The sequence below is a fragment of the Mycobacterium sp. PTI7 genome, from assembly GCF_056679845.1.
In genome coordinates this window covers 3,347,624-3,369,969 of the sequence record NZ_CM155252.1, presented here as the reverse complement: position 1 = coordinate 3,369,969, position 22,346 = coordinate 3,347,624, and the positions used below count along the sequence as shown (strand labels likewise).

At 70.5% G+C, this 22,346-nt stretch carries 20 protein-coding genes; 7 read left to right on the top strand and 13 right to left on the bottom strand.

The window, feature by feature from the left end; all coding sequences use genetic code 11:
- The first annotated feature begins 48 nt into the window (after positions 1 to 48).
- The gene (locus AC1MEY_RS16155) at positions 49 to 741 is read left to right on the top strand and encodes a cutinase family protein (protein WP_480226508.1); all 693 of its coding nucleotides are present in this window, start codon (positions 49 to 51) and stop codon (positions 739 to 741) included.
- 16 nt (positions 742 to 757) lie between these two features.
- On the opposite strand, the gene AC1MEY_RS16150 is transcribed toward AC1MEY_RS16155, so the two are convergent.
- The gene (locus AC1MEY_RS16150; protein WP_480226507.1) at positions 758 to 1,657 is read right to left on the bottom strand and encodes an alpha/beta fold hydrolase; all 900 of its coding nucleotides are present in this window, start codon (positions 1,655 to 1,657) and stop codon (positions 758 to 760) included.
- 168 nt (positions 1,658 to 1,825) lie between these two features.
- On the opposite strand from AC1MEY_RS16150, the gene AC1MEY_RS16145 reads away from it, so the two are divergent.
- Positions 1,826 to 2,512: a M24 family metallopeptidase gene (locus AC1MEY_RS16145; RefSeq protein WP_480226506.1), complete on the top strand. Its 687-nt coding sequence runs from the start codon at positions 1,826 to 1,828 to the stop codon at positions 2,510 to 2,512.
- A gap of 92 nt (positions 2,513 to 2,604) precedes the next feature.
- Entirely contained in the window at positions 2,605 to 4,773 is a 2,169-nt protein-coding gene (locus tag AC1MEY_RS16140; RefSeq protein WP_480226505.1) for an alkaline phosphatase family protein, read from the top strand.
- 12 nt (positions 4,774 to 4,785) lie between these two features.
- Here AC1MEY_RS16140 and AC1MEY_RS16135 read toward each other — a convergent pair whose 3' ends face one another.
- The 4 genes from AC1MEY_RS16135 to AC1MEY_RS16120 all read right to left on the bottom strand — a co-directional run bounded on the left by AC1MEY_RS16135 (position 4,786) and on the right by AC1MEY_RS16120 (position 9,601).
- Complete coding sequence (locus tag AC1MEY_RS16135; protein ID WP_480226504.1) at positions 4,786 to 5,751, bottom strand: SIS domain-containing protein; 966 nt, start codon at positions 5,749 to 5,751, stop codon at positions 4,786 to 4,788.
- A complete protein-coding gene (locus AC1MEY_RS16130; RefSeq protein ID WP_480226503.1) occupies positions 5,748 to 6,953 on the bottom strand; it encodes a glucosamine kinase in 1,206 nt (401 codons plus the stop codon). The genes AC1MEY_RS16135 and AC1MEY_RS16130 overlap by 4 nt, the downstream gene beginning before the upstream one ends.
- The gene (locus AC1MEY_RS16125; protein ID WP_480226502.1) at positions 6,931 to 8,259 is read right to left on the bottom strand and encodes a nucleotide disphospho-sugar-binding domain-containing protein; all 1,329 of its coding nucleotides are present in this window, start codon (positions 8,257 to 8,259) and stop codon (positions 6,931 to 6,933) included. Before AC1MEY_RS16125 ends, AC1MEY_RS16130 begins: the two co-directional genes overlap by 23 nt.
- 67 nt (positions 8,260 to 8,326) lie before the next feature.
- Entirely contained in the window at positions 8,327 to 9,601 is a 1,275-nt protein-coding gene (locus tag AC1MEY_RS16120; protein ID WP_480226501.1) for an acyltransferase family protein, read from the bottom strand.
- 642 nt (positions 9,602 to 10,243) lie between these two features.
- On the opposite strand from AC1MEY_RS16120, the gene AC1MEY_RS16115 reads away from it, so the two are divergent.
- The gene (locus AC1MEY_RS16115; RefSeq protein ID WP_480226500.1) at positions 10,244 to 11,113 is read left to right on the top strand and encodes a peptidoglycan recognition protein family protein; all 870 of its coding nucleotides are present in this window, start codon (positions 10,244 to 10,246) and stop codon (positions 11,111 to 11,113) included.
- On the opposite strand, the gene AC1MEY_RS16110 is transcribed toward AC1MEY_RS16115, so the two are convergent.
- From AC1MEY_RS16110 to AC1MEY_RS16100, 3 genes are all read right to left on the bottom strand, one after another.
- Positions 11,064 to 11,837 (bottom strand): DUF427 domain-containing protein, encoded by a 774-nt coding sequence (locus AC1MEY_RS16110; protein ID WP_480226499.1) that lies wholly within the window; start codon positions 11,835 to 11,837, stop codon positions 11,064 to 11,066. The two genes, AC1MEY_RS16115 and AC1MEY_RS16110, sit on opposite strands and share 50 nt — an antisense overlap.
- Positions 11,827 to 12,708, bottom strand: coding sequence for an LLM class F420-dependent oxidoreductase (locus AC1MEY_RS16105; RefSeq protein ID WP_480226498.1), 882 nt, complete (start codon positions 12,706 to 12,708; stop codon positions 11,827 to 11,829). The genes AC1MEY_RS16110 and AC1MEY_RS16105 overlap by 11 nt, the downstream gene beginning before the upstream one ends.
- A gap of 93 nt (positions 12,709 to 12,801) precedes the next feature.
- Positions 12,802 to 13,095, bottom strand: a complete 294-nt coding sequence (locus tag AC1MEY_RS16100) for a hypothetical protein (RefSeq protein WP_480226497.1) — start codon at positions 13,093 to 13,095, stop codon at positions 12,802 to 12,804.
- A 271-nt stretch (positions 13,096 to 13,366) separates the two neighbouring features.
- On the opposite strand from AC1MEY_RS16100, the gene AC1MEY_RS16095 reads away from it, so the two are divergent.
- The 3 genes from AC1MEY_RS16095 to AC1MEY_RS16085 all read left to right on the top strand — a co-directional run bounded on the left by AC1MEY_RS16095 (position 13,367) and on the right by AC1MEY_RS16085 (position 16,302).
- Complete coding sequence (locus tag AC1MEY_RS16095) at positions 13,367 to 14,758, top strand: amino acid ABC transporter substrate-binding protein/permease (protein ID WP_480231514.1); 1,392 nt, start codon at positions 13,367 to 13,369, stop codon at positions 14,756 to 14,758.
- Positions 14,755 to 15,528: an amino acid ABC transporter ATP-binding protein gene (locus AC1MEY_RS16090; RefSeq protein WP_480226496.1), complete on the top strand. Its 774-nt coding sequence runs from the start codon at positions 14,755 to 14,757 to the stop codon at positions 15,526 to 15,528. The genes AC1MEY_RS16095 and AC1MEY_RS16090 overlap by 4 nt, the downstream gene beginning before the upstream one ends.
- A 69-nt stretch (positions 15,529 to 15,597) precedes the next feature.
- Positions 15,598 to 16,302: a DUF3060 domain-containing protein gene (locus tag AC1MEY_RS16085; RefSeq protein ID WP_480226495.1), complete on the top strand. Its 705-nt coding sequence runs from the start codon at positions 15,598 to 15,600 to the stop codon at positions 16,300 to 16,302.
- A gap of 94 nt (positions 16,303 to 16,396) precedes the next feature.
- Here the strand turns inward: AC1MEY_RS16085 and AC1MEY_RS16080 are convergent, their stop codons facing one another.
- The 5 genes from AC1MEY_RS16080 to AC1MEY_RS16060 all read right to left on the bottom strand — a co-directional run bounded on the left by AC1MEY_RS16080 (position 16,397) and on the right by AC1MEY_RS16060 (position 22,321).
- Positions 16,397 to 17,602: a DUF1501 domain-containing protein gene (locus AC1MEY_RS16080; RefSeq protein WP_480226494.1), complete on the bottom strand. Its 1,206-nt coding sequence runs from the start codon at positions 17,600 to 17,602 to the stop codon at positions 16,397 to 16,399.
- 10 nt (positions 17,603 to 17,612) lie between these two features.
- Positions 17,613 to 18,890: a DUF1800 domain-containing protein gene (locus AC1MEY_RS16075; RefSeq protein WP_480226493.1), complete on the bottom strand. Its 1,278-nt coding sequence runs from the start codon at positions 18,888 to 18,890 to the stop codon at positions 17,613 to 17,615.
- A 133-nt stretch (positions 18,891 to 19,023) separates the two neighbouring features.
- Complete coding sequence (locus tag AC1MEY_RS16070; protein WP_480226492.1) at positions 19,024 to 20,382, bottom strand: glycosyltransferase family 2 protein; 1,359 nt, start codon at positions 20,380 to 20,382, stop codon at positions 19,024 to 19,026.
- A complete protein-coding gene (locus tag AC1MEY_RS16065; protein WP_480226491.1) occupies positions 20,379 to 21,380 on the bottom strand; it encodes a glycosyltransferase family protein in 1,002 nt (333 codons plus the stop codon). Before AC1MEY_RS16065 ends, AC1MEY_RS16070 begins: the two co-directional genes overlap by 4 nt.
- Positions 21,377 to 22,321: a WcbI family polysaccharide biosynthesis putative acetyltransferase gene (locus tag AC1MEY_RS16060; protein ID WP_480226490.1), complete on the bottom strand. Its 945-nt coding sequence runs from the start codon at positions 22,319 to 22,321 to the stop codon at positions 21,377 to 21,379. The genes AC1MEY_RS16065 and AC1MEY_RS16060 overlap by 4 nt, the downstream gene beginning before the upstream one ends.
- Between the last annotated feature and the right edge of the window lie 25 nt (positions 22,322 to 22,346).

Sequence of the window (22,346 nt, the reverse complement as noted above, 5' to 3'; positions counted from 1 at the left end):
CAGCGGCGTGAACACGGGCGCGGCGGCGACCTGTGCCACCATGGAGGAATGATTCGCCGTACTAACCTTCGTTCGCTCGTCGGCCTCGTCGCGGCAGCCGGGGTCGGCGCGCTGGCCTCCGTGCTCCTCCCGGTCGCGCTCCCGACCGCCTCGGCGGCGACTTGCTCCGACGTCGAGGTGGTGTTCGCGCGCGGCACCACCGAGGCGCCCGGCCCGGGCTTCGTCGGGCAGAACTTCGTGGACACCCTGCGCGGCCAGGTCGGTGGCAAGACCGTCGGCCTGTACCCGGTGACCTACCCGGCCACCGACGACTGGCCCACCGCGGTCATCGGCGTCAACGACGCGGCCAACCACATCCGTCAGGTCGCCGCGGAGTGCCCCGACACCAGCATCGTGCTCGGCGGTTTCTCGCAGGGTGCTGCCGTGGCGCAGTTGGTGACCGCGGATGCCGCTGCGGTGCCGCCGAATTCGTTCGCCTACGGCACCACGACCCCGCTGTCACCGGAGGTCGCCGCCCGCGTCGACGCCGTCGCTCTGTTCGGCAAGCCCAACTCCCGCTTCCTGAGCCTGATCGGTCAGCCGACGGTGCCGGTGGGCGCGGCGTTCGCCTCGAAGACCATCGACCAGTGCGCGATCAACGACCCGATCTGCTCGGGCGGCCTGGACTTCGCGGCACACAACGCCTATCCGGCCAACGGCATGGTGGCCCAGGCCGCGTCGTTCGCCGCCGGCCGGGTCTGACCGACGCCGAACCGGCCTACGCGCCGACGGGGACGTGCCGGCGCAGGAAGTCGACGTAGTCGTCCGCGGCCCGCTCGAACGGTTCGCCCAGGTACACGTCGAAGTGCCCGCACGGGAACTCGCTGACCTCACCGCGCACGGCGGTGGCCGCATGCCGGCGCGTGGCGGCCGGCGGCGCGACGGTGTCGGTCGTGCAGATGCCGAACAGAATGGGGCAGTGCAGCTTTCGCACCCGGCGACCGGGTAGGTACCGGGCGATCGCGAGTCCGAAGCGCGCGGCGACCTCGTTGCGGAATGCCGGGGCGTGCTCCGCGACCGCGCGGTAGCCCGCCTCGCAGTCGGGTGCGGTCATCAGCGCCGCCGATCCGGGCGGGCCCGCGAGGTCCACCATCACCGGCGCCCTGCCGGCCAGCGCGCCGGCGAGGTCCCGGATCGCGCGTGCGGTGACCTTGAGCGTCGATCGGACGTTGGTCGCGCGTGCCGACGCGATGCCGTCGGTGAACGGGCACTGGGAGATCACCGCGGCGATCCTTCGATCACGCACCGCGGCGTCGATGACCAGTCCACCGCCGAACGACGATCCCCACAGCACCACGCGACCGGCGTCGACGGCAGGCAGGCTCCTGACGTACGCGACGGCTGCGGCCCAGTCGTCGAGCTGGCGATCGATGTCGAGCAGCTGCCGGGGTTCCCCGGTGCTGTCGCCGAAGTGCCGGTAGTCGAAGGCCAGGCACCGGTAGCCCGCCGCGGCGAAGCGTTCGGCGAAGGCGTCGAGCCGCATCTCCTTGACCCCGCCCAGGCCGTGGCCCAGGACGACGATCGGGCCGCTCCGCGCGTCGTCGGAGCCGGGGGGATCGAACAGCCACCCGGCACACGTGCCGTCGCCGGAGGGGAAGCGGACGTCGCGGCGGGTCATGCCACCAGCCAATCACAGCGCGCCCCGACCCCTGTCGCCGAACTGGAGAGTCACGTCGTCGCAACGCGACCGTAGCGACGTGACTCTCCGGTTCGAGGAGGGGGACCGCTCGGTGACGGCGTCGGAAATCACGTTGCGCCGCCACGGAGCACGGGATTCAATGCCACCGTGGACGAGAACGAGCGCGCCGCCCGACTGCTCGACGCCCAGGAGAAGGCGGCACGTCTGTTCGACGACGTGCAGCGCCGGGGCCTGGTCCGGGCGGGCGTCACCGAGCGGACGCTCTCCGACGAGATCCGCGATCTGGCAGCCAGCACCCTCGGCGTGACGCGGCACTGGCACAAGCGCATCGTGCGGGCCGGCGAGAACACGTTGGAGACGGCACGCGACAGTCCGCCCGACCGGGTGATCGCCGACGACGACATCCTGTTCCTCGACTTCGGGCCGATCTTCGAGGAGTGGGAGGCCGACTTCGGCCGCACCTTCGTGCTCGGGAACGATCCGGCGAAGCTGGCGCTGCGCGACGATCTGACCGTGATCTGGGACGCCGCGCGCGACCACTTCGCCCGGCAGTCCGACATCACCGGCGAACGACTCTTCGAGCACGTCGTCGGGCTCGCCGAGGAACGCGGCTGGGTGTTCGGTGGCGCGATCGCGGGACACCTGGTCGGCGAGTTCCCGCACGAGAAGATCCGCGGCGAGGAGATCGACTCCTACGTGGCACCCGGCTCGACCAGACCGATGCGTCGAGACGATCGCAGCGGGAGACGGTGTCACTGGATCCTCGAGGTCCACCTCGTCGAGCCTCGGCGTCGCTGGGGCGGATTCCACGAGGAGTTGCTCGACCTGCCCTGACCGGTGCGACCCGGATTCGCCGATTCGCCCCGTGGCCGCCTGCGCCGACGATATTTTCGACGCAGTCAATAGCGGTCAACGAAGGGCACCTCATGGGGTACGCACGACACATCGGCCGCGTCGGAGCGTTGGCGGTGACCCTCGGGGTCGGCGTCGCCATGGCGACGGGTGTCGCCTACGCAGACCCGACGGGCGATTCCTCCTCGAGCGGCTCGGCGGGCGACACGTCGTCGGCCGGTGGAGCGTCGGCGGGCGGAACCTCGTCGGCATCGTCCCCGGGGTCCACCACGGGCGCGGGTTCGGCATCCACCAAGACCAACACCGACGCCAACGCCAAACCCACGGCCTCGGGACCGGCGCCCACCGGCCCCGCCTCGGGAAGCGGGACCACGGGCACCTCGCCGTCGACCGATAGCGATCCCGCGCCCGCCGGAGCCGACCCGTCGACGGACGACGCGGGCACCTCGTCTGACCCGTCGACCGACCCGGCCGACGGCGAGCCGCCCACCGTCGACACCGAGCCCGTCCCATCCGACGAACCCGCCGACCCGGCGCCGGCGGATCCGGACCCCGCTCCGATCGCCGCGTCGCCCGCCAAGAACGACTCCGCCCCCGCGCCGGCACCGCAACCGTCTGCGCCGGACGCGACGGTGAACGTCGCCGCCACCGCGCCGGCCCCAGACGAGGACGCGCCGCCCCCGGTTCCGGCGATCAGTACCCTCGCCGCACCCGCGCAGCGCAGCGCGCAGTCCACGGCGGCCGCGGTCGCCGCGACGACGACGACGGCGCTGACGGCCGTGGCGCCGGTGGTTCGTCAGCCGGAGACCGTGATCACCGTCATCACCCGGTTCGTCGCGGCGCTGCTGGAACCGCTGCTCAACGCCGCCGAGCACGCACCGATCCAGATCCCGATCCTGTCGGCGGCGCTGTCGTTGGTGCGCAACGAGTTCGACCGCATCCTCGGGCCCCGCGGTGGCACGGCGGTACAGCCCGTCGCCACGGCGGTCTACGACCCCACCACGCAGCACGTCCTGGTGATCGGCGTCGACGGGACCAACCTCAGCAGGATCCTCGCCGACCCCGACAACGTGAACTTCCTGAAGCTGATGGCCACCAGCACGACCGCCGCGTCGAGCATCGTCGGACACACCACCATCTCGAACCCGTCCTGGACGTCGATCCTCACCGGCGTCTGGGGTGAGCGCACCGGCGTCGTCAACAACGTCTTCACCCCGTGGACCTACGACACCTGGCCCACCGTCTTCAACCAGCTCGAGGCGCTCGACTCGGACATCGAGACCATGACCGTCGCGAACTGGAACGTCATCAACGGGATCGCAGGCGCCGGTGCGCTTCCCGTCGACCGCAACCTGTACGTCGCGCAGCTCGAGGGCGACACCGACTGGCTGGCCACCGACGACCGGGTCGCCGCGCTGACCATCGACGCCATCGCGGGCGCCGACGCGCCGAACTTCCTGTTCAGCTACTTCGTCGGCGTCGACGAGAACGGGCACACCTACGGCGGCGCGTCGCAGCAGTACGAGGACGCCATCACCAACATGGACGAGAACCTCGGCGCCATCATCGCCGCGATCACGCAGCGCGAGAACACGACCGGCGAGGACTGGACCATCATGGTGGTCACCGATCACGGCCACCAACCGCAGGTCGGGTTCGGGCACGGCTTCCAGTCACCCGACGAGACGGAGACCTTCGTCATCGTGGACGGACCCGGGTTCAACGACGGGTTCATCAACTCGGCCTACGAGATCGTCGACACCACGCCCACGGTCGTCAGCCTGTTCGGCGGCACGCCCAGGGCGGGATCCGACGGCGTGCCCCTGCAGTCGCTGGGCGCCGGATCCAAGCCGGCCGATCTGACCGCGGCGCTCCGGGCGGCCATTGCCCGCAATGCGTCACCCGATCCGCTGACCGACGTGCTGCTCGGCATCCGCACCATCTTCACGACGATCCCGTATTACGTCTTCGAGTTCGGGGCGGACGCCGGGGCGGGGCTGCCGGACTTCCTGGTGGTACCGGTCAAGCTGTTCTTCGACGGTCTGTACGTCGCGACGAACGTGCCCGCGCAGATCGTCGCGTTCCTGACCGGGGTCACCGGTGCGCGCATCTTCCCGCTGCTGCCCCCGGCGGCGCCGAACTTCCCGCCCGCGGACGCCCCCGTGCTGTTGGATGCCCGGGTCTGCGCCGTGCCGTCCGGGTCGCTCGCCGACGCGCGATGCGGCGCGGCGAGCGTCGCGTGACGGGTAGAGCGGTCAGGCCGACGCCTGCCACGCCTGCGCGGCAACGAGTTCCGGCACCAGCACCTCGGTGAGCAGGCGGACGTCGTCGTCGGCGTCCCCGGGGTACCGCAGCACGTGACCGGCGCCGGCAACGTCGCCCCCGACACCGACGACGGTGCTGCCGCGCAGCGTGGTCCACTCGGCCAGTTGTGACTCCCACGGCGAGCCGGCGAACACCAGCAGGCGGTAGTCGGTGGTCTTGGTGAGATACACGTCGACGTGGCTCCAGTCGCCGGTCTCGCATCCGATCGCGGGTCGGCGTGGTCCCTCACGCAGCATGAGTGCTCCCTGCTGCGCCGAGCAGAACCGGTGCGCGGGCGCGGCCAGATGCGTTCCCGCCGGGCCGAGTAGGAGGCCCGACACCTCGTCGAGCCACTCCTGCCGGGTGTCCAGCAGATGGGCCGACGCGTGGGCCGCGGCGTCGACCGTCGCGGCGAGCGCTCCGCGGGAGTCACCGGTCAGGTGGCACTCGAGCGCGAGTAGCAGCGCCAGCGTGTGCTGGTAGCTGCGGCAGGCCACCCCGCCCACCTCGGGGTCGGCGTCGAGCATCACCACCGCGTCGCACCGCGCGGTGATCGCGGAGTCGGACGTGTTGGTCAGCGCCACCGTTCGCGTCCCGGCGGGCAACCGGTCGAGCGCGTCGAGGGTCTCCACCGATCCGCCACTCGCCGAGGTCGCCACGACCAGCGTGCCCGGACCCCAGTTCGGGAGTGTCCGCGAGGAGGCGAGGTCCGACGACGCCACGACGCCGCGCGCCCGCATCCGCGCGGCCGCGACGCCGCCCGCGTAGGCCGACGAACCCATGCCCAGCAGCACCACCCGCTCGACGTCGGGGGGCACCACCGACGACCACGGATCGGTTCTGGCCAGCGACGCCGCGAGACGGGCCAGCACCTCGGGCTTGCGGTCGAGGTCGGCGGCGAATCCATCGGGTTTCACGGGTGCTGTCCTTCGTCGAGGAGTGCGGGCAGCGCCGCATCGGGAACGTACATCCAGCGCGGTAGATGCCGTGCGGCGTAGACGATCTCGCGCAGCACCTGCTGCAGGAGGAAGGCGTACAGCGGGCGGGGATCGTAGAGCCCGTCGTGGCCGGCCGCGGCGAGCCGTGCCGCGTAGGAGCCCAGGAAGGCCTGGCGTGCGGCGGCGTCCACCGCGGTCAGGGTCGGCGGGGCGAGAGCGGTGTAGCGCGCCGCGACGATGCCCGCGTGGGTCAGCGACTGGACCATCCCGGCGACGTCGAGCGCCGCGGGCACCGGCAGCGCCCGCTCGCCGGCGGGCAGCACGGGATTGCCGTCGAAGTCGGTCACCACGAAGCGGCCGTCCCCGCCGCGCAGCACCTGACCGACGTGCAGGTCGCCGTGTCCCTCGAGTACCGGGGTGCCGGCGAGGTCGCCCAATTCGGCCAATACCGAACGGATCTCGACCCGGCGGCTGCGGGCGAGGTCGTGCACGCCGCAGGCGGCGTCCAGCACGTCGAACGCGGTGTTCCGCCACCGCGCGGCGTCGGCGACGGTGGCCGGGGTCGCCGTACCGGCCAGTGCGGCGTGCAGGTCGGCGATCAGCACGCCGACCGCGCCCGCGGCGTCGACGAGCGGATCGACGCGGCCCGCGTGGGCGGCGTCGGTGACCAGGTCCACCGCCCACGTCCATCCGTCGACGGCGCCGGGCAGGTAGGCGTCGACGCTGGCGACCAGCGTCTCGGCGCCACCGCGGGGATGCCACGTGATGATTCCCCACGGGGTGGGGATGCCCGCGAACTGCTTGTCGCGCAACGTCGTCAGCCGCGTGATGGCGGGGTGCGGACCTTCCTGCAGGTGCGTGGCCCACTTCACCACGGCGGCGTCGCCGACGATCACGGACTCGTTGGTCTGGTCGACGCCGACCGGGCGTTCCCCGGTGGTGTTGCGGCTCGTCCACGATCGGACGGTGAAGTCGCCGATCGTGACGTCGTCCGACGCGGCCAGCACGCGGAGCAGCGCCTCGGCGGCACCGTCACCCGGTCGCGCGCGTCGCCACGTCCCCGCGTCGGTCCGCACCATCGGGGACGCGGACAGCGCGCCCGCATCGGAGGACACCTCCAGGCGACGGCCGTCGCCGAGGTCGAGCGCGTCGAGGAACTCACTCACCTCGGTGCCGGACACCGACCTGCTCGATCACGTCGGCCCCCACCCGCAGCCCGTCGCGACCGCGGATCCTCGCACCGAGATCGGAGACCCGTGCGCGCAGTTCGTCATCCGCGAACAAGCGGTCGACGGCCCCGGTGAGGTCGGCGTCGTCGAACGCGTAGGTGTCCAGCCGGATCCCGAGGCCGAGTTCGTCGATGCGCTGCGCGTTCTCGTACTGGTCCCAGAACAGCGGCAGCACGATCAGTGGCTTGCCGAAGTGCAGCGTCTCGGTGACCGTGTTGTTCCCGCCGTGCGAGATGACCAGGTCGACCCAGGGGATCACCTTGGTCTGCGGCAGCATCTGCTCGCCGACCATGTTGGTGGGCAGCGTGATCCGGTCCGCCTGCGGTCCCTTGCTGACGATGAACCGGTGGCGGGTGGTGCCCAGGACGTCGACCAGGCGCTGCATGAGGTCGACGTCGGCACCGCCGAGCGACCCCAGTGACAGGTACACGAGTGCATTGTCGGCGGCGCGGTCGGCAACGTCGGGCGGCAGGACGTACTCGTCGTCGGTCTCGCGGACGCTGGAGTCCATTCGGGTCCACGTGTCGTCGAGCGGTCGCGCGTCGAGGTAGTCGGCCTCCGCCGGGTAGACGTACAGGTTGGCGGCGGGGTTGCCGGGGCCGCCGCGGGGCATGAACTCGAGATCGGGCAGCGGGTGTGCGCCCTGTTCCCGGACCCACGAGTCGAATTCGCTCCACAACTCCCGGTGGGTGCGGTCGAATTCGGCGCGGTAGGCGTCCCAGTCACGCGGGTCGGCGGCGGGCAATCCGGAGAACGGCGGCGGCACACCGGGTCCGGGAACCTCCAGCGGGCTGCAGGAGACGATCCGCACGAAGGGCGCGCCCGAGGTGGTCAGGGCGGGAAAGAGGACGACGTTGTCCTCGACGATGACGTCGGGACGGTGCTCGGCGATGATCTCGCGCAGGCGTGGCTCGCAGTACCTGGCCCCGTCGACGAGGGCCTGATAGGTCGGCTTGATGAACGATTCGAGTTGCCGAACTGTGGGTTTGCGGAACTCAGGCGACGTCTCGGCGATGAAGTCGGTCCAGAACTTGCCCGCATCCTCGTCGGCGGCGCCCTCGGCCGGTTCGGCGAGGTCGACGAGTTCCTCGACGAAGCCGAACGGGGCGAGCTTGCCGGCCCAGGAACTCTCGGCGGCGAAGACGATGGTGTGGCCGCGGTCGCGCAGTATCGCGGCCAGTCCGATGCATTGGTTCGTCGGCCCGTACGCCGATTCCGGCCAGAACATGATCGTCAGCGGCGTCGGCGCAGGTGCCATCGATGGGTGCTCCTCGAAGGTGGGCAGTGGGTCCGGTTCGGACGATACTGCGTCTGCCCCGACTCCGTCAGATGCGAGCGCGACGCTTCTTGATGCGCTGCGCGAGGTCCTGTGCCGGCTTCTCGACGGCGTAGAACGTCACGATCGACAGAGTGATCGACACGGCCAGCGCGAGCAGGATGTTGCGGATCATGCCGCCGATCGAGTCGCCGGCCATCAGCCCCCACCGGCCGAGCAGCAGCAGCACGGGGAAGTGCCACAGGTAGATCGACAGCGAGATCTTGCCGATGAAGCGTGCGGGTGCGACGTCGAGCCACTGTGCCAGCTTCGTCTTCTCGCCACGGGCGAGCGGCGCGACGACGATGACCAGGAAGAGGCTCGCGGCGAACGCGATCGAACTCAACGCGTAGGCGCTGTGGACGACCAGGAGTCCGAGCGCCACGATGCCGGACGGCACCAGCGCCACCGTCGCGATGGTGCGGACGCGCCGGCTGAGGCGCTCATTGACCACGCCCTGCTCCATCGCGACGAACAGGACGACCACGAACATGCCGTAGGCGAAGCTGTCGGCATTGGTCAGGAAGCTGCGCAGGAACACGGCGACCCAGTTGTCGCCCCACTCCATCTGGATCAGGTCGGTGACGCCGACGCGCTCGGTGAGCATCGGTACGAACAGCTTTCCGACGTAGCCGATGACGAGCAGGATGACGGGTGCGATCAGCGCGATGCGGAGCGGGCGGATGTCGGTGCGCCTGCGCAGGGCGAAGAGCAGCGCGGCGAGTATCGGCAGCGTGACGTAGAACGCGATCTCCAGCGTCAGCGACCAGGCGGGGTTGATGCCCGTCTGGAAGTACTGCGGAACGTACGTCTGCACCAGGGTCAGGTTGGCGATCAGCTGCCAGGGGTCGGTGATCATGCCGGTGCCCTCGTCGGTGCCGAGCGGCAGCAGTGCCGGGTTCTGAACGTAGACGATCTGGAAGACGTAGTTGCAGAGCAGGAAGATCACGAGATAGCCGGGGAACACGCGCAGCACGCGATTGACGGCGTACTGCTCGGTGTCCGGCATCTTGAGCGCCGACCGGTCATGGGTGAGTGCCCGGACGTACGGCAGGAAGAGCAGGAAGCCGCTCAGCACGAAGAACAGCAGCAGCACCATGCCGATGAGATTGAGCTTGCCTGCGGCCGTCGTGAGCGGTGAGTACTGGTAGGCGACGTGCGCGGTGGCGACGCCGAGGCAGCCCAGTCCGCGGACGCCGTCGAGGCCGATGATCCGCGCGCGGTTGGGGCGGGCGGGAACGACGGCCTCGGTGGGGGGCGTGACGATCTCCGGATCCGTCGTCACGCCGCTTCCTCCGTCGTTCATGGGGCGACCGGCCGAGCAGTGGCCCGCGTCGTCGAGCGAGGCGGCGGATCCCGACGGGCGATCTCCGACGATTCCGGAGGCACCCAGGATTTGACCGGTCAACGCGCGCCCTTGCTTTCTCGTAGTCGCAACAGTCGCGTCGTTGCGAGACCTGCCGTAGGCATTATCGAGGCAAATCATCGCAGCGAACGTGCATTTGGGGAAATCGAAATGCACGACGTCACGTGCCTCGATTGACGTGTTCTCGGGAGGCCGTCGCCGCGGACTTTCACTCGATGCGCCAGGGGCCTCATACTTTCTTCGAAATGGTTTGAGAATGCGCAAATAGAGCAATTGAGGAAATCTGTCTGAACTGCACCTCAGCATCTCTTGGCGACGATCTTGTTGACCATCGGGGGATTGCCGCATAACCGAAGTCATGTTTGCCCGCCGGCATTTCTCGTGCCGTCGGAAATGTCGTGACCGCCGCTCGATCATGATCGCCGTTTGCGTGGTCTCGATGCGCCGACGACGGGTGGGCACACGGTTCGGCCTGCCGAACCCGGACGAAACGGTGCTCGACTCGGTTTGCCTACGGGTCCCTGCGTCACGGCGGACGAGGGGCGGGGGAGAATCGTGGCCGTGGTGTGGCGGGGGGATCCGATCTGGATCGTCGACGTGCTGCGCGCCGAGGGCCTCGGCGTCGACGAGTTCCCCGGCTGGCTCGACCGCGGACACGGTGACTTCGCCGACGTGCGCGGCGTGATGGTCCACCACACCGGCTCCGACGACGCCGGACCCGCCTCCATCGCCTACGGCCGCCGCGATCTGGCTGGGCCGCTGTCGCAGCTCCACGTCGCGCGCGACGGCGTCGTCACCGTCGTCGCCGCGGGTGTCGCCTGGCATGCGGGCACCGGCAGTCATCCGTGGATACCCGCCAACCGCGGCAACTGGCACACGATCGGGATCGAGTGCGCCAACAGCGGGACCAGTCCCACGGCGTCGCACCGGGTGAACTGGCCCGATGCCCAGTACGTCGCGCTCGTCAGATGCTGCGCGGCGATCAACAGGCGGCTCGGGCAGGACTCGACGCGCACGATCGGCCACCGGGAGTACGCGGGCCGCACACAGGGCAAGTGGGACCCGGGTGCGATCGACATGGACGTCCTGCGCGCCGACGTCCAGCGGCGGATCGCCGGGCGGTCGGATCCGGCACCCGTGGGTGCGGTCACCGATGTCCCGTTGTCTCGCGGCGCCACGGGCGCGCGGGTCGCCGAAGTCCAGCGCCGCCTCAAGTTCGCGTATCGGGCCTACGCCGGAGACCTCGTCATCGACGGCGTGTTCGGGCCGCGGACGGAGGCCGCGGTGCGCGAATTCCAGCGCCGCACGGCCGGTCTGGCCGTCGACGGCATCGTCGGACCGCAGACCGCGGCGGCTCTACGGTTGGCCCCGGCGCCTCCGGTCACCCGAAGTGGGTCGACGGCCGCGGCTGCGGAACGCCGTCCACGGTGACGTCCACCTTCTCGTCGTAGAAGGCGACCATGCCCGCGATGGCGCCGACGGCGGGCAGCGGGTAGTGGTAGCACCACGCGAGGTCGGCGTGGACGTCGTCACCCGTGCGCACCGACCAGTACTCCGTCGTCACGCCCTTGTAGGGGCACAGCGTCGAGGTCTTCGACGGTTCGAGGTGTGCGAACCGGACGTCGGTCTTGTCGACGTAATAGCGCGTCGGCAAACCGGTTTCGAAGAGCAGGACGGGCGTCGTGGTGTCGGCGAGGGTGACCCCGTTCAACGACACGGTGACGTGCCGGTGCGACCGCAGCGCGTCCACCCGGGCGTACGGGTTGCGGGGATGGCCGTAGATGGGCTCGTCCTCCTCGAACCACGACAGCTGGTCGCAGTCGATGCGGACGAGACCGGCGACCGGACCGTCGCCGTCGTCGAACACCCGTACCGCCGAGGCGTGTTCGTGGCCCGGTGCGACCAACGAGAACGTTCGCGACGGACCGAACTGCACGCGCTGGGCGTGGTCCTCGTCGCGCAGGAATTCGGTGCGGACGTCGGCGACCGGGACGTAGTACTGCGGGTAGTACGGCACCTCCCACACGTAGCGGGCGGCGGTCGTGTCGACGACGAGGTGCTCGCCGAGGAAGGCGCGCACGCGCCGGGGGGAGGGCTCGACGCGCCCGCGTTCGACGGCGAACCGCGGGTAGCCGGCCGGCTGCTCAGTGCTCACGGTGATCCTCCGCGGGGACGGCGTCGGCGATGCGGGCCAACACCTCGAGGTGGTCGTCGACGGTGGCCAGGCCGGCGCCCATGGTGTTGACCGACAGGTGCGACGCCCCGGCCCGGGCCCACGAGGCGAGTTCGGCGGCGACGGCGTCGTCGTCGCCGGACCACGTGACGCGGCCCTCCATGCCGATCGACGCGGGATCGCGGCCCGCGTCGACGGCGGCCCGGTCGACGATCGCGCGCGCCTCGTCCAACTCGCCGCCCGGTCCGACCATCGGGAACCACCCGTCGGCGATCCGCCCCGCCCGGCGGTACCCCGGTGCGGACGCCGTGCCGATCCAGATGGGGATGGGCCGCTGCACCGGCAGCGGCGACAGCCCGGCGCCGGTCACCGTGTGGAAGGTGCCGTCGAACGTGACGGTCTGTTCGGTCCACAGCCGGCGCAGCAGTTCGATCTGCTCCACCGAACGCGCTCCTCGGGTGGAGAAGTCTTCGTTGAGCGCCTCGTACTCGACGGCGTTCCAGCCGACGCCGATGCCGAGTCGCAACCTGCCGCCGCTGAGCAGGTCCACCTCGGCGGCCTGCTTCGCGACGAGGGTGGTCTGGCGCTGCGGAAGGATGACGACGCCGGTGACCAGTTCGAGCGAACGCGTGGCGGCGGCCAGGAACCCGAACATGACGAACGGCTCGTGAAACGTGGTGTGGACGTCGTAGGGCCAGTTCCACGGGGCGTGCACGTCGGGGTCCGCGCCCACGACGTGGTCGTAGACCAGCACGTGCGCATACCCGAGTTCTTCGACGCGCTCGCCGTAGGCACGGACGGCACCGGGGTCACCGCCCAGTTCGGTCTGCGGGAACACCACTCCAACGCGCATCTACTGCCTTCCGGTCGGGTCTGAGGTAGTACGACGCCATGGTGCCCCGCGTCATTCCCCTCGTCGACGACCTCCTTCTCGGCGACGTCGCCGTCAGCGCGAGCAGTCCAGCGTGACGGCGATGGTCCGCCGCACCACGACCTCGACGAAGTCGTCACCGATGCGCTGCAGCCGCTTCTGCTCCCTGCCGTTGCGGACGTCGGTGACGTCGCACTCGTCGAGCGGTGCGCTGCCGAGCCGGTTCACCTTGACGTCGAAGCCCTGCGCCTCGAGCTGCGCGATGGTGAGTTCGGCCGACGATGCGGCCGTGGCGGGCGACGCCGGTGCCAGCAGCAGCGCGGCCGCGGCCGCCGTGGCCGCCAGGGTGGCGCGGGTGATCGTGTTCATGGGGTGCTCCGTTCGTCGGGGATGAGGTGCTGCATCGATGCTGTCCCGGGGCGACCCACCGCCGCGTGAAGGCTTCGTGGAGATCGCGTGGAGATCGCCGGTAGGCCGCGTGACCGGAAACGGGTCGACGGGGACCGGTTCGGGACTACCGTGTGACCGGCCCGCACCCGGGCCAGGATGGAGGTTCGGCATGCGAAGCGGTTGGGCACGACACGTGACGACGGCGCGACTGCCGTTGCGCTGGCTCGCGATAGCGCTCGTGGCGCTCGTGATGAGCGGGTTCGGGGCGGCGATGCTGACGGCGCCGCGCGCGGCCGCCGAGGGCGAGAACTACACCGTCGCCACCGATACGACCTTCGCGCCGTTCGAATTCCAGGACAAGCAGGGCAACTTCGTCGGCATCGACATGGACCTGATCCGGGCCATCGCCGAGGACCAGAAGTTCACCGTCGACATCAAGCCGCTCGGCTTCGACGCCGCCCTGCAGGCCGTACAGGCCAACCAGGTCGACGGCGTCATCGCGGGCATGTCGATCACCGACGACCGCAAGAAGGTCTTCGACTTCTCCGAACCGTACTTCGAGTCCGGCATCCAGATGGCGGTGCTGAAGGACGACGACACCATCACGTCCTACGACGACCTGCGGGGCAAGCGGGTCTCGGTCAAGAACGGCACGCAGGGATCGGACTTCGCCAACTCCATCAAGGACCAGTACGGGTTCGAGGTGGTGTCGTTCGCGGACTCCTCGACGATGTTCGACGAGGTCAAGACCGGCAACTCGGCCGCCGTCTTCGAGGACTACCCGGTGCTGCTTTACGGCATCGCGCAGGGCAACGGCTTCAAGACCGTCACCCCGAAGGAAGACCCCACCGGCTACGGCTTCGCGGTCAACAAGGGCCAGAACCCGGAACTGCTGCAGAAGTTCAACGCCGGCCTGGACAACCTCAAGAAGTCCGGCCGGTACGACGAGATCGTCGACGGCTACCTCGGCGAGGGCGCCACCACCGACGACAACTCGTTCTTCGGCCTCATCAAGAGCACCTTCCCGATCCTGCTCGAGGGTCTGAAGATGACCATCATCCTGACGGTCGTCTCGATCTTCTTCGCGTTGATCCTGGGCGTGGTGTTCGGCCTGTTCCGGGTGTCCCGTTCGATCTGGCTGCGCGGCATCGGTACTGCGTTCGTCGACGTGTTCCGCGGCACGCCGCTTCTGGTGCAGGCCTTCTTCATCTACTTCGGCATCCCGTCGGCACTCGGCTTCCAGATGTCGGCGTTGACGGCGGGCATCATCACGCTCTCGCTCAACGCCGGCGCGTACATGACCGAGATCGTCCGCGGTGGAATCGAATCGGTGGACAAGGGCCAGATGGAGGCGTCCCGCAGCCTGGGCATCGGCTACCTGCCGACGATGCGCAAGGTGATCCTGCCGCAGGCCGTCCGCACGATGATCCCGTCCTACATCAACCAGTTCGTCATCACCCTGAAGGACACGTCGATCCTGTCGGTGATCGGCATCGCGGAACTTACGCAGACCGGGCGCATCATCATCGCCGGCAACTACCAGTCGTTCAACATGTGGTTGATCATCGGCATCATCTACTTCATCGTCATCATGGCGTTGACCAAACTCTCGGACCGACTTGAGAAGAGGCTGGTGAAGTGAGCGAGTTGATTACGGAGGCCGCGGCGTCGGAACCCGAGGGCAAGGTCAAGATCCGCATCGAGGGACTGAAGAAGTCGTTCGGCGAACTGGACGTGCTCAAGGGCATCGACACCACGATCAGCCATGGCGAAGTCGTATGCGTGATCGGGCCGTCCGGGTCGGGCAAGTCGACGTTTCTGCGTTGCCTGAACAAGCTCGAGGACATCACCGGCGGCAAGGTCGTGATCGACGACTTCGACCTCACCGACCGCAAGGTCGACCTCGACAAGGTGCGCCAGCACATCGGGATGGTGTTCCAGCACTTCAACCTGTTCCCGCACATGTCGGTGCTCGACAACGTCACCCTCGCACCGCTGCTGACCAAGAAGATGGACAAGGCCGCGGCCGAGAAGAAGGCTCTGGCACTGCTCGATCAGGTGGGGCTGGCCGAGAAGGCCCAGGTGCGCCCGTCCACGCTGTCGGGCGGACAGAAGCAGCGCGTCGCGATCGCCCGTGCGCTGGCCATGAACCCGTCGATCATGCTGTTCGACGAGGCCACCAGCGCGCTCGACCCGGAGATGGTCGGCGACGTGCTGGAAGTGTTGCGCGCGTTGGCGTCCGGCGGCATGACGATGGTGGTGGTCACCCACGAGATGGGATTCGCGCGCGAGGTCGCGTCGCGGGTGCTGTTCATGGACGGCGGGAAGATCGTCGAGGACGCGCCGCCTGCGGAACTCTTCGACAACCCCAAACACCCTCGGCTGCAGGAGTTCCTCTCCAAGGTGCTGTGACCGGAGGTCCTCGCCACCGGTGCTGTTCGAATGGGTGGCAGGGACCGGCAGATGTGACACCATCGGCGGATGGACCCGCAGGACGACCCGGAGGCACGGATCCGGGCGTTGGAACAACCGTCGATCGACATGGCGCGTGCGTCGGAGCTGGGCCAGTTGCAGGCGGGTCCGGGCTACGGCTACGTGCCGCCGTTGGGCACGTCGGGTTCCTACCCGCCACCGCCGGCCACCGTGCCCCACCCCGCGTGGGGGACGGGCGACGTCACGTTCCCCACCCTGGGCACGCCGACGAACTCCGCCGGTGGGAAGGCGGCGTTCATCGTCCCGGTCGTGATCGCGGTGATCGCGCTCGCCGCGGCGGGCGGTGTGACCCTGTACCTGATGAGCGGGCCGTCTGAACGACCGAGCATCTCCGGTGGCGGCGCGACACTGACCGACCGGCCGTCGATCGGTGAGCCGACGCCCGCACCGGGCACTGTCGCCCCACCGGCCGACGAGCCACTGCCGCCGGGCACCAGCACGAGCATCGCGGGAATCGGGGAGCGGAAGTCGCTGGCGTGCAACGACACCATCGTCAGCATCAGCGGCTTCGACAACACCGTGGAACTCACCGGCCGCTGCGCGATGGTGTCGGTGTCGGGCAAGGACAACGTCGTGACGATCGACGAGTCCGCCGTGATCGGCGTCTCCGGGTTCGACAACCGCATCGTGTTCCATGCCGGCGAGCCCGAGGTCACGAACTCCGGCTTCGGCAACACCGTCGACCGCGGCTGACCCCCGCCCGCCGCGCCCCCGCCGAGACTGCTGGGAGATCGCGAATTCCGGCTGGATCGCGATCTCCCAGCAGGATCGGCGAACCGGGGAGGGGCTAGACGAAGCCGACGCCGCGGCGGCCGGGGCCGACCGACGGCGCCGGATCGGTGCCGAGGGTGTGGGCGAGGACGTCGTGGTAGACGTCGCGGAAGTCGGTGGTGGTCTTGAGGTCGCCGTCGTCGAGGTCGGTGAGGCTGGGCTCGTCGCCGTAGAAGCCGCCCCGCACCGGAGCGCCCGCGACGAACACCGGACCCGCCGCGCCGTGATCGGTGCCCTGCGAGGCATTCGCCGCGACGCGCCTGCCGAACTCCGAGTACACCATCGCGACGAGGTGCTTGCCGTAGGTGTTGCTTCGCATCTGCCGAAGGAACGGCCCCAGCGCGCCGTCGAGGACCGCCAGCAGCTCCTGCTGCGTGTCCCGCTCGTCGGCATGGGTGTCGAAGCCGCCGAGGGACACCATGTACACCCGGGTCGGCACCCCCGCGCGCACGCACTTGGCCACCAGGTCCAGTTGTGCGCGAAGCGAACCCGCCTCCGCACCGGCGGCGGTGGGGTCGACGCCGTCGATCACCCGGGTGAAGGTCGACTCGGTGATCCCGTGGGCCCGGTAGGACGCGCGGACCGCGGCCATCGCGGGGGTGTCGCCCGGATCGTCGCGGCTGAGGCCGGCCAGCGTCCGCGACACGTCGAGCGGCACGGCCGGCACCGACTCCGACAGTGCGGCGGCGACCTGCTTCTCGCCGAGCGCCATCAGCGGCAGGACCGCGCCGACGTTGACCGCGCGCAGCGGATCGTCCCCGGTGGCGTCGAGCCAGCGCCCGATCCAGCCGGTCGACACCGCGTCCCGGGGCGACGCCGTCTGCCAGATGTCCATCGACCGGAAGTGGCTGCGGTCGTGCTTCGGGTAGCCGACGCCGCGGACGATCGCCAGGTGTTGGTCCCGCCACAGGCCGTGCAGACCGGTGAGTGCCGGGTTGAGGCCGAGTCGGTCGTCCAGCGGCAGCACGTCCTGCGGGGCGTAGGCGAGGTCGGGTCGTGCGTCGTAGTAGGCGTTCTCGGTATGGGGGACGACGGTGTTGATGCCGTCGTTGCCGCCGTAGAGCGTGACCACCAGCAGGATGCCGCTGCCCTCGGGGAGCGGCCGTTCGCGGCCGGCGTCGAGTAGATCGGGCAGCGTGAGGGCCACGGCGCCGGTCAGCAGGCCGGCGCCGCCGATGCCGGCACCGGCGATCAGGAACTTGCGGCGGGTGAGTTCTGGCATGGCGGTCCCGTCACACCGTCAGGTATTCGGGGGAGTTGACGGCCGCGGCCACCAGCCTGCGCGGGTCGTCGGCGACGTCGGCGAGGGCGGCGGCGGTGCTATCGGACCACGCGCCGACGCCGATCAGGTAGCCGGCCGCGTCGATGCGGTCGCCCCGCGGTGCCTCGGCCACCACTGACACGTCGCCCAGCTCGGTGCACTTGCGCGACACCCACACCCGCGCGGAGGTGGCCGTTGTCGACAGCCAGGCCTGGCCGCGGGGCCACCCGTCGACGTCCGGCGGATAGAAGGGGCGCTGCCCCATCGCGGTCAGCACGGCCAGCAGGGCGGCGGGCATCCCCGGCGTCTCGATCGGAACCTGCAGCGTGCGCACCACGCCGAGCAGCCAGTCGACCGGCGTCGACACGAACGTCCCAGCGGCACCAGCGAACTCGGGATCGACCAGGATGGCCTTGGTCAGCGCCCGCAGGTCGCGGCCCGGACCGTACGCCGCGACGAGGCGGTCCAGCGTCGGCGCGGACGGCGGATCGTCCGACGCGAGGGCACGCCACAGCCTGGTGGCGACGAACGCCGACGACGCCGGGTGGGAGAGCACGGCGTCGCAGAACTCGGAATGGTCGAGGTTGCCGACCCTGCCGAGGACGGTCTTGGACCCGCCGTCGTGCTGGGTGTAGTCGACGCCGGTGACGCCGCCGGGGGCGATCGACCAGCCGGTGAGCGCGCGGGCGCCCTCGCGGACGTCCACCTCGGTGTAGCCGCTGCCGTGGCCGAGGGTGAACAGCTCCATGAACTCGCGGGACAGGTTCTCGTTGGCGGCCTTGGCGCTGTTGGTCACGCCGTCGAGCCAGTACAGCATCGCGGCGTCACCGAGCATCGCCTGCGCCAGCGTGCGGAAGTCGCCGAGCTTGAGCGTGCGCAGCGTCTCGTTCTGGGCGCCCATCCACTCCGCGACGGGCACCTTGTTCGCCGACGTGGCGAAGTGGTTGTGCCACAGCAGGGTCAGCTTCTCGTGCGCGGGCTCGTGGACCGCGGCCATGCGCCGGACCCACCACAGCACCAGCTCGTCCATCTGGTCGGCGAGCTGACTGCTGAAGGCCTCCAGCTCGGCCGTGCCGGCTCCCTCTTGCGGTTGCGGGGGCAGGGCCGGCGACGGACGGGGCGTGGCGCGCGCACCGGGGTCGGCCGCGGGGTCGGACTGCAGGACGGTGTCGAGGTACCGGGACAGGTCCGCGGCGGCGACGGCGTCGATCTGCGGGCCGGTCGCGCCGAGGCCCAGCCTGCGCAGCACGCGGGCGGAGCCGACCCATCGAGGTGACTGTCCGGTCAGGAGTCCGTCCCCCTTCGGCTCGACTCTCCGGTGGCTCGAGGATAGCGTCCGGCAAACGAGTCGTGGCGGCGGAGGGCGGGGGAGAACCGGCTGGTCACCAGGCCAGGCCGGCGTCCGGATCGGCCGAGGTCAGTCCGACGGCGGCGGCCGGCACCGTCACGAAGTCGCCGATCCGCGAGGCGTCCGCGGGGTCGGCCAGCCGGACGGCAGAGCCAGTCCACCGGCGAACCCGGTTGACCGCCCACGAGGCGCGGCACACGACCGCGGCGCCGTCGGGTCCGTCGACCCGCACCTCGGCCACCTCGGGTTCGGCGGCCGCGGTCAGCAGACGGGAGACGGCTTCGCGTCCGAGCACGGGGCGTCCGGACAGCGCCACCGCCGTGCGGCACCGCCGCCGGATCCACTCGGGGACGTCGCCGACGTGGATGCGCGGGTCGTCGGCGCGGAGTTCGGCGTGCAGTGCTGCGGCGCGCGCACCGGTCAGCCAGACCCCCACGTCCTCGGCCAGGAAGCCGCCGATGGTGGCGACGAGTGACCCCAGCCCGTGGGATGCGGTGTCGACGGCGACGGCCACCTCGGGGACGGCGTACCGCAGGCCGGACCGGCGGGCGTCCGGATCGGCGACCAGGCGGGCCACCGCGACGGCCTCGCGGTTCTTCGCCGCGGCCCGGTCGGCGACGTCGCGGGCACCCCAGTCCACCCCGTCGTGCCAGGCGACGGCGTCGCGGGCGTGGTGCAGGACGGCGCCGTTGACGACGGCGCGGTGCGCGAACTCCCAGTCCTCGCCGCCGTAGTCCTCGAAGCTCTCGTCGAAGCCACCGACGTCCTCGAACAGCGTTCGACTGCAACACATCACGGAGCTGATCACGTAGCGGTAGGAGCGGTGATCCACCCGCAGCAGGTCGGCCGTCTCACGGTACGCGTCGAGCAGCCAGCGCGGCTCCTCCAGCTCGGGCGGTGCGTCACCGCCGGACCACCAGGCCGCGAGCCGGTCGGGAGTCCAGCCGCCGAGGTCGGCGTGCCTGCGTCGGCCCACCACCAGGGCGTCGGGCAGCAGTGCCGGCAGCCTGGCGATGCGTCGCAGGTAGCCCGGCTCGGGGATCGTGTCGGCGTCGAGGAAGCACAGCACGTCGGCGTCGGTGTGCGCGGCGCCGAGGTTGCGCGCGGCGGCGGCGCGGAACCCGCGGTCCTCCTGCCGCACCACCGTGACCGGCCAGGTTCGGTCGCCGACGTTGGGTGCGGTCGCCGACCCGTCGTCGGCCACGACGACCTCGATGAGGTCGCGCGGATGGTCCTGTAGTTCGAGCGCGCGCAGGGTGAGGTCGAGTTCGGCCTGCTGCTCGTAGTACGGGATGACGACGGCGATGCGCACCGGTTCCGGTTCGCGACCGGCCAGCAGGTCCCAGCGGTTGCCGGGGACGACGACGCGGCCGTCGGTGAGGGGCAGGGTCACGCGTGCCACCGTCCGAGTACGTCGGCGTAGCGGCGGGCCGCGTCGCGGGCGGTCGGGACGCACGTGGTGCCCGGTGGCAGCCAGGTCGACCGCGGGTCCGCCAGCGCCGCGGCGAGCGCCGACCGCAGGCCGGACTCGTGATCCGGATACAGCAGCAGCGCACCGGGATTGCGGTCGTCGATCTCGCTGGTGTACCGGGTGATCGGCGCGAGCGGGCGCCGGCCGGCCGACAACCAGGCGTTGAGGGACCCCGAGGCGGACACGTGTCGATGATGCGCCACCGGCACGGTGACCGACCGCAGGGTCGTCGCCAGGGCGAGATCGGGCACGTGGCCGGTGACGGCGAATCGTCTGCCGCTGCGCCGTGCGGTGTCGGACAGCTCGTCGACCAGGTCGTCGTGCCCGGCCGACGGCTCGCCGACCGCCAGCATCCACACGGTCCGCGGCAGGCCCGCCATCGCGGTCAGCACCTCGAGGTGGCCCTTGCCGGGGTAGAGGTAGCCGAAGACCCCGACCGATCTCGGCTCGGCGCCGCGCACGACCGGCGGCCCGGCGGCGACGGAGGGGACGGGCAGCGGGACGACGGCGAGGTCGGCGGGCGCGGCGCCCAGTTCCGCCAGCAGCATCCGTTCGTGCTCGCTGCTGGTGACGATGCCGTCGACCGTCCGGCAGACCTGCCGGTAGGCGTCGGCCCGGACCTCGAAGTGCACGCCGTCGGACGGCTGCGGCAGGTCGTGCAGCGTGACCGTGACCCGCGCACCGCGGGCGTGCGCCCGGTCGGCGAGGCGGGTGATCGCCGCGGCCGCCTCCGTCGCGGGACGGCCGAACAGGTGATCGGTGAACTGGACGTGCACGCCGCGGCACGCGTCGACGTCCTGGGTGCGCCGCACCGCCATCGCGACGCCGATCGACCGCAGTTCGGCGTCCAGCTCCAGGCCGAAGCGGACGACGCCGTGCCGGTCGGGGCCGACGAGCAGGTGGGCCAGGGGTGCGGTCATCGGGTCGCCGTCGACAGACCCAGCAGTTCCATGGTCGCGCCGTGCCGCTCGACGGTCAGCCCGAGGTAGTCCGGATGGTCGGCGTACCAACGCATCTGCGTCTCGTGCACGTCCTGCGCGCGCAGCGTCGCGTCGTCCAGTCGCCAGTCGGGGCGCGGCTCGGCGGCGATGCCGAGGGCGTCGATCACCCTGGCCTCCAGCGGCACGTACACCGAATTCAGCAGAACGTGCTCGATGGGGACGACCCCCGCGGTCACGTCCATCGCCGCGAGGACCCGTCGGGCCAGGGCGGCCAGCACGGTGTTGCCGGGGTGGTTGATGGCGTGACAGGCGTCGACCCCCGCGGCGGCGAGGACGTCGGACACCGCGACGTCGGTGTCGCGGCGCTCCCGGGCGGCGAGTGCGGCGATGCTGGCTTCGGCGTTGTCCCGGAACCGGCCGGGACCGACCTCGACGTCCCAGGGATCTCCCGGCGCGCGGCCGGCGATGGCCGCTGCGACGGTGCGTAGGTCGTGGTAGGGCACCGCGGGCGGGTTGACGGAGCGGTCGGCGGGGTGCCGGACGATCACCTGGAATGGATACAGGCCTGCGTACCGGATGACCGGCCAGCGCACGACCCGGCCCGACGGCGGCAGCATCCCGGCGAGTTGCGCTGTGCCCAAGGGCAAGTCGCGGTAGTCCTCGCGGATGGGTTGGGCGAGGAGCGCCGCCGCCCGGCCGAGCAGCGCGTCCACGTGGGGCATGTCGGTCGCCGTCAACTCGTGCACGGGCGGCACCCGAACGGTGCGGTAGGGCCGGTCGGGGACGGCGTCGAGGAGCAGGCGGAGCGCCTCGGCCTGGCAGTTGCCGACGACCACCCACAGCGGTTCTGGCCCCGCCGGCTCGGCGTCGGTCAGCTCGTAGAAGTGGCGGTAGTGCCAGGTGCGCCCGTCGTGGGTCATCTCACAAGATTAGATGTCGCCGAAA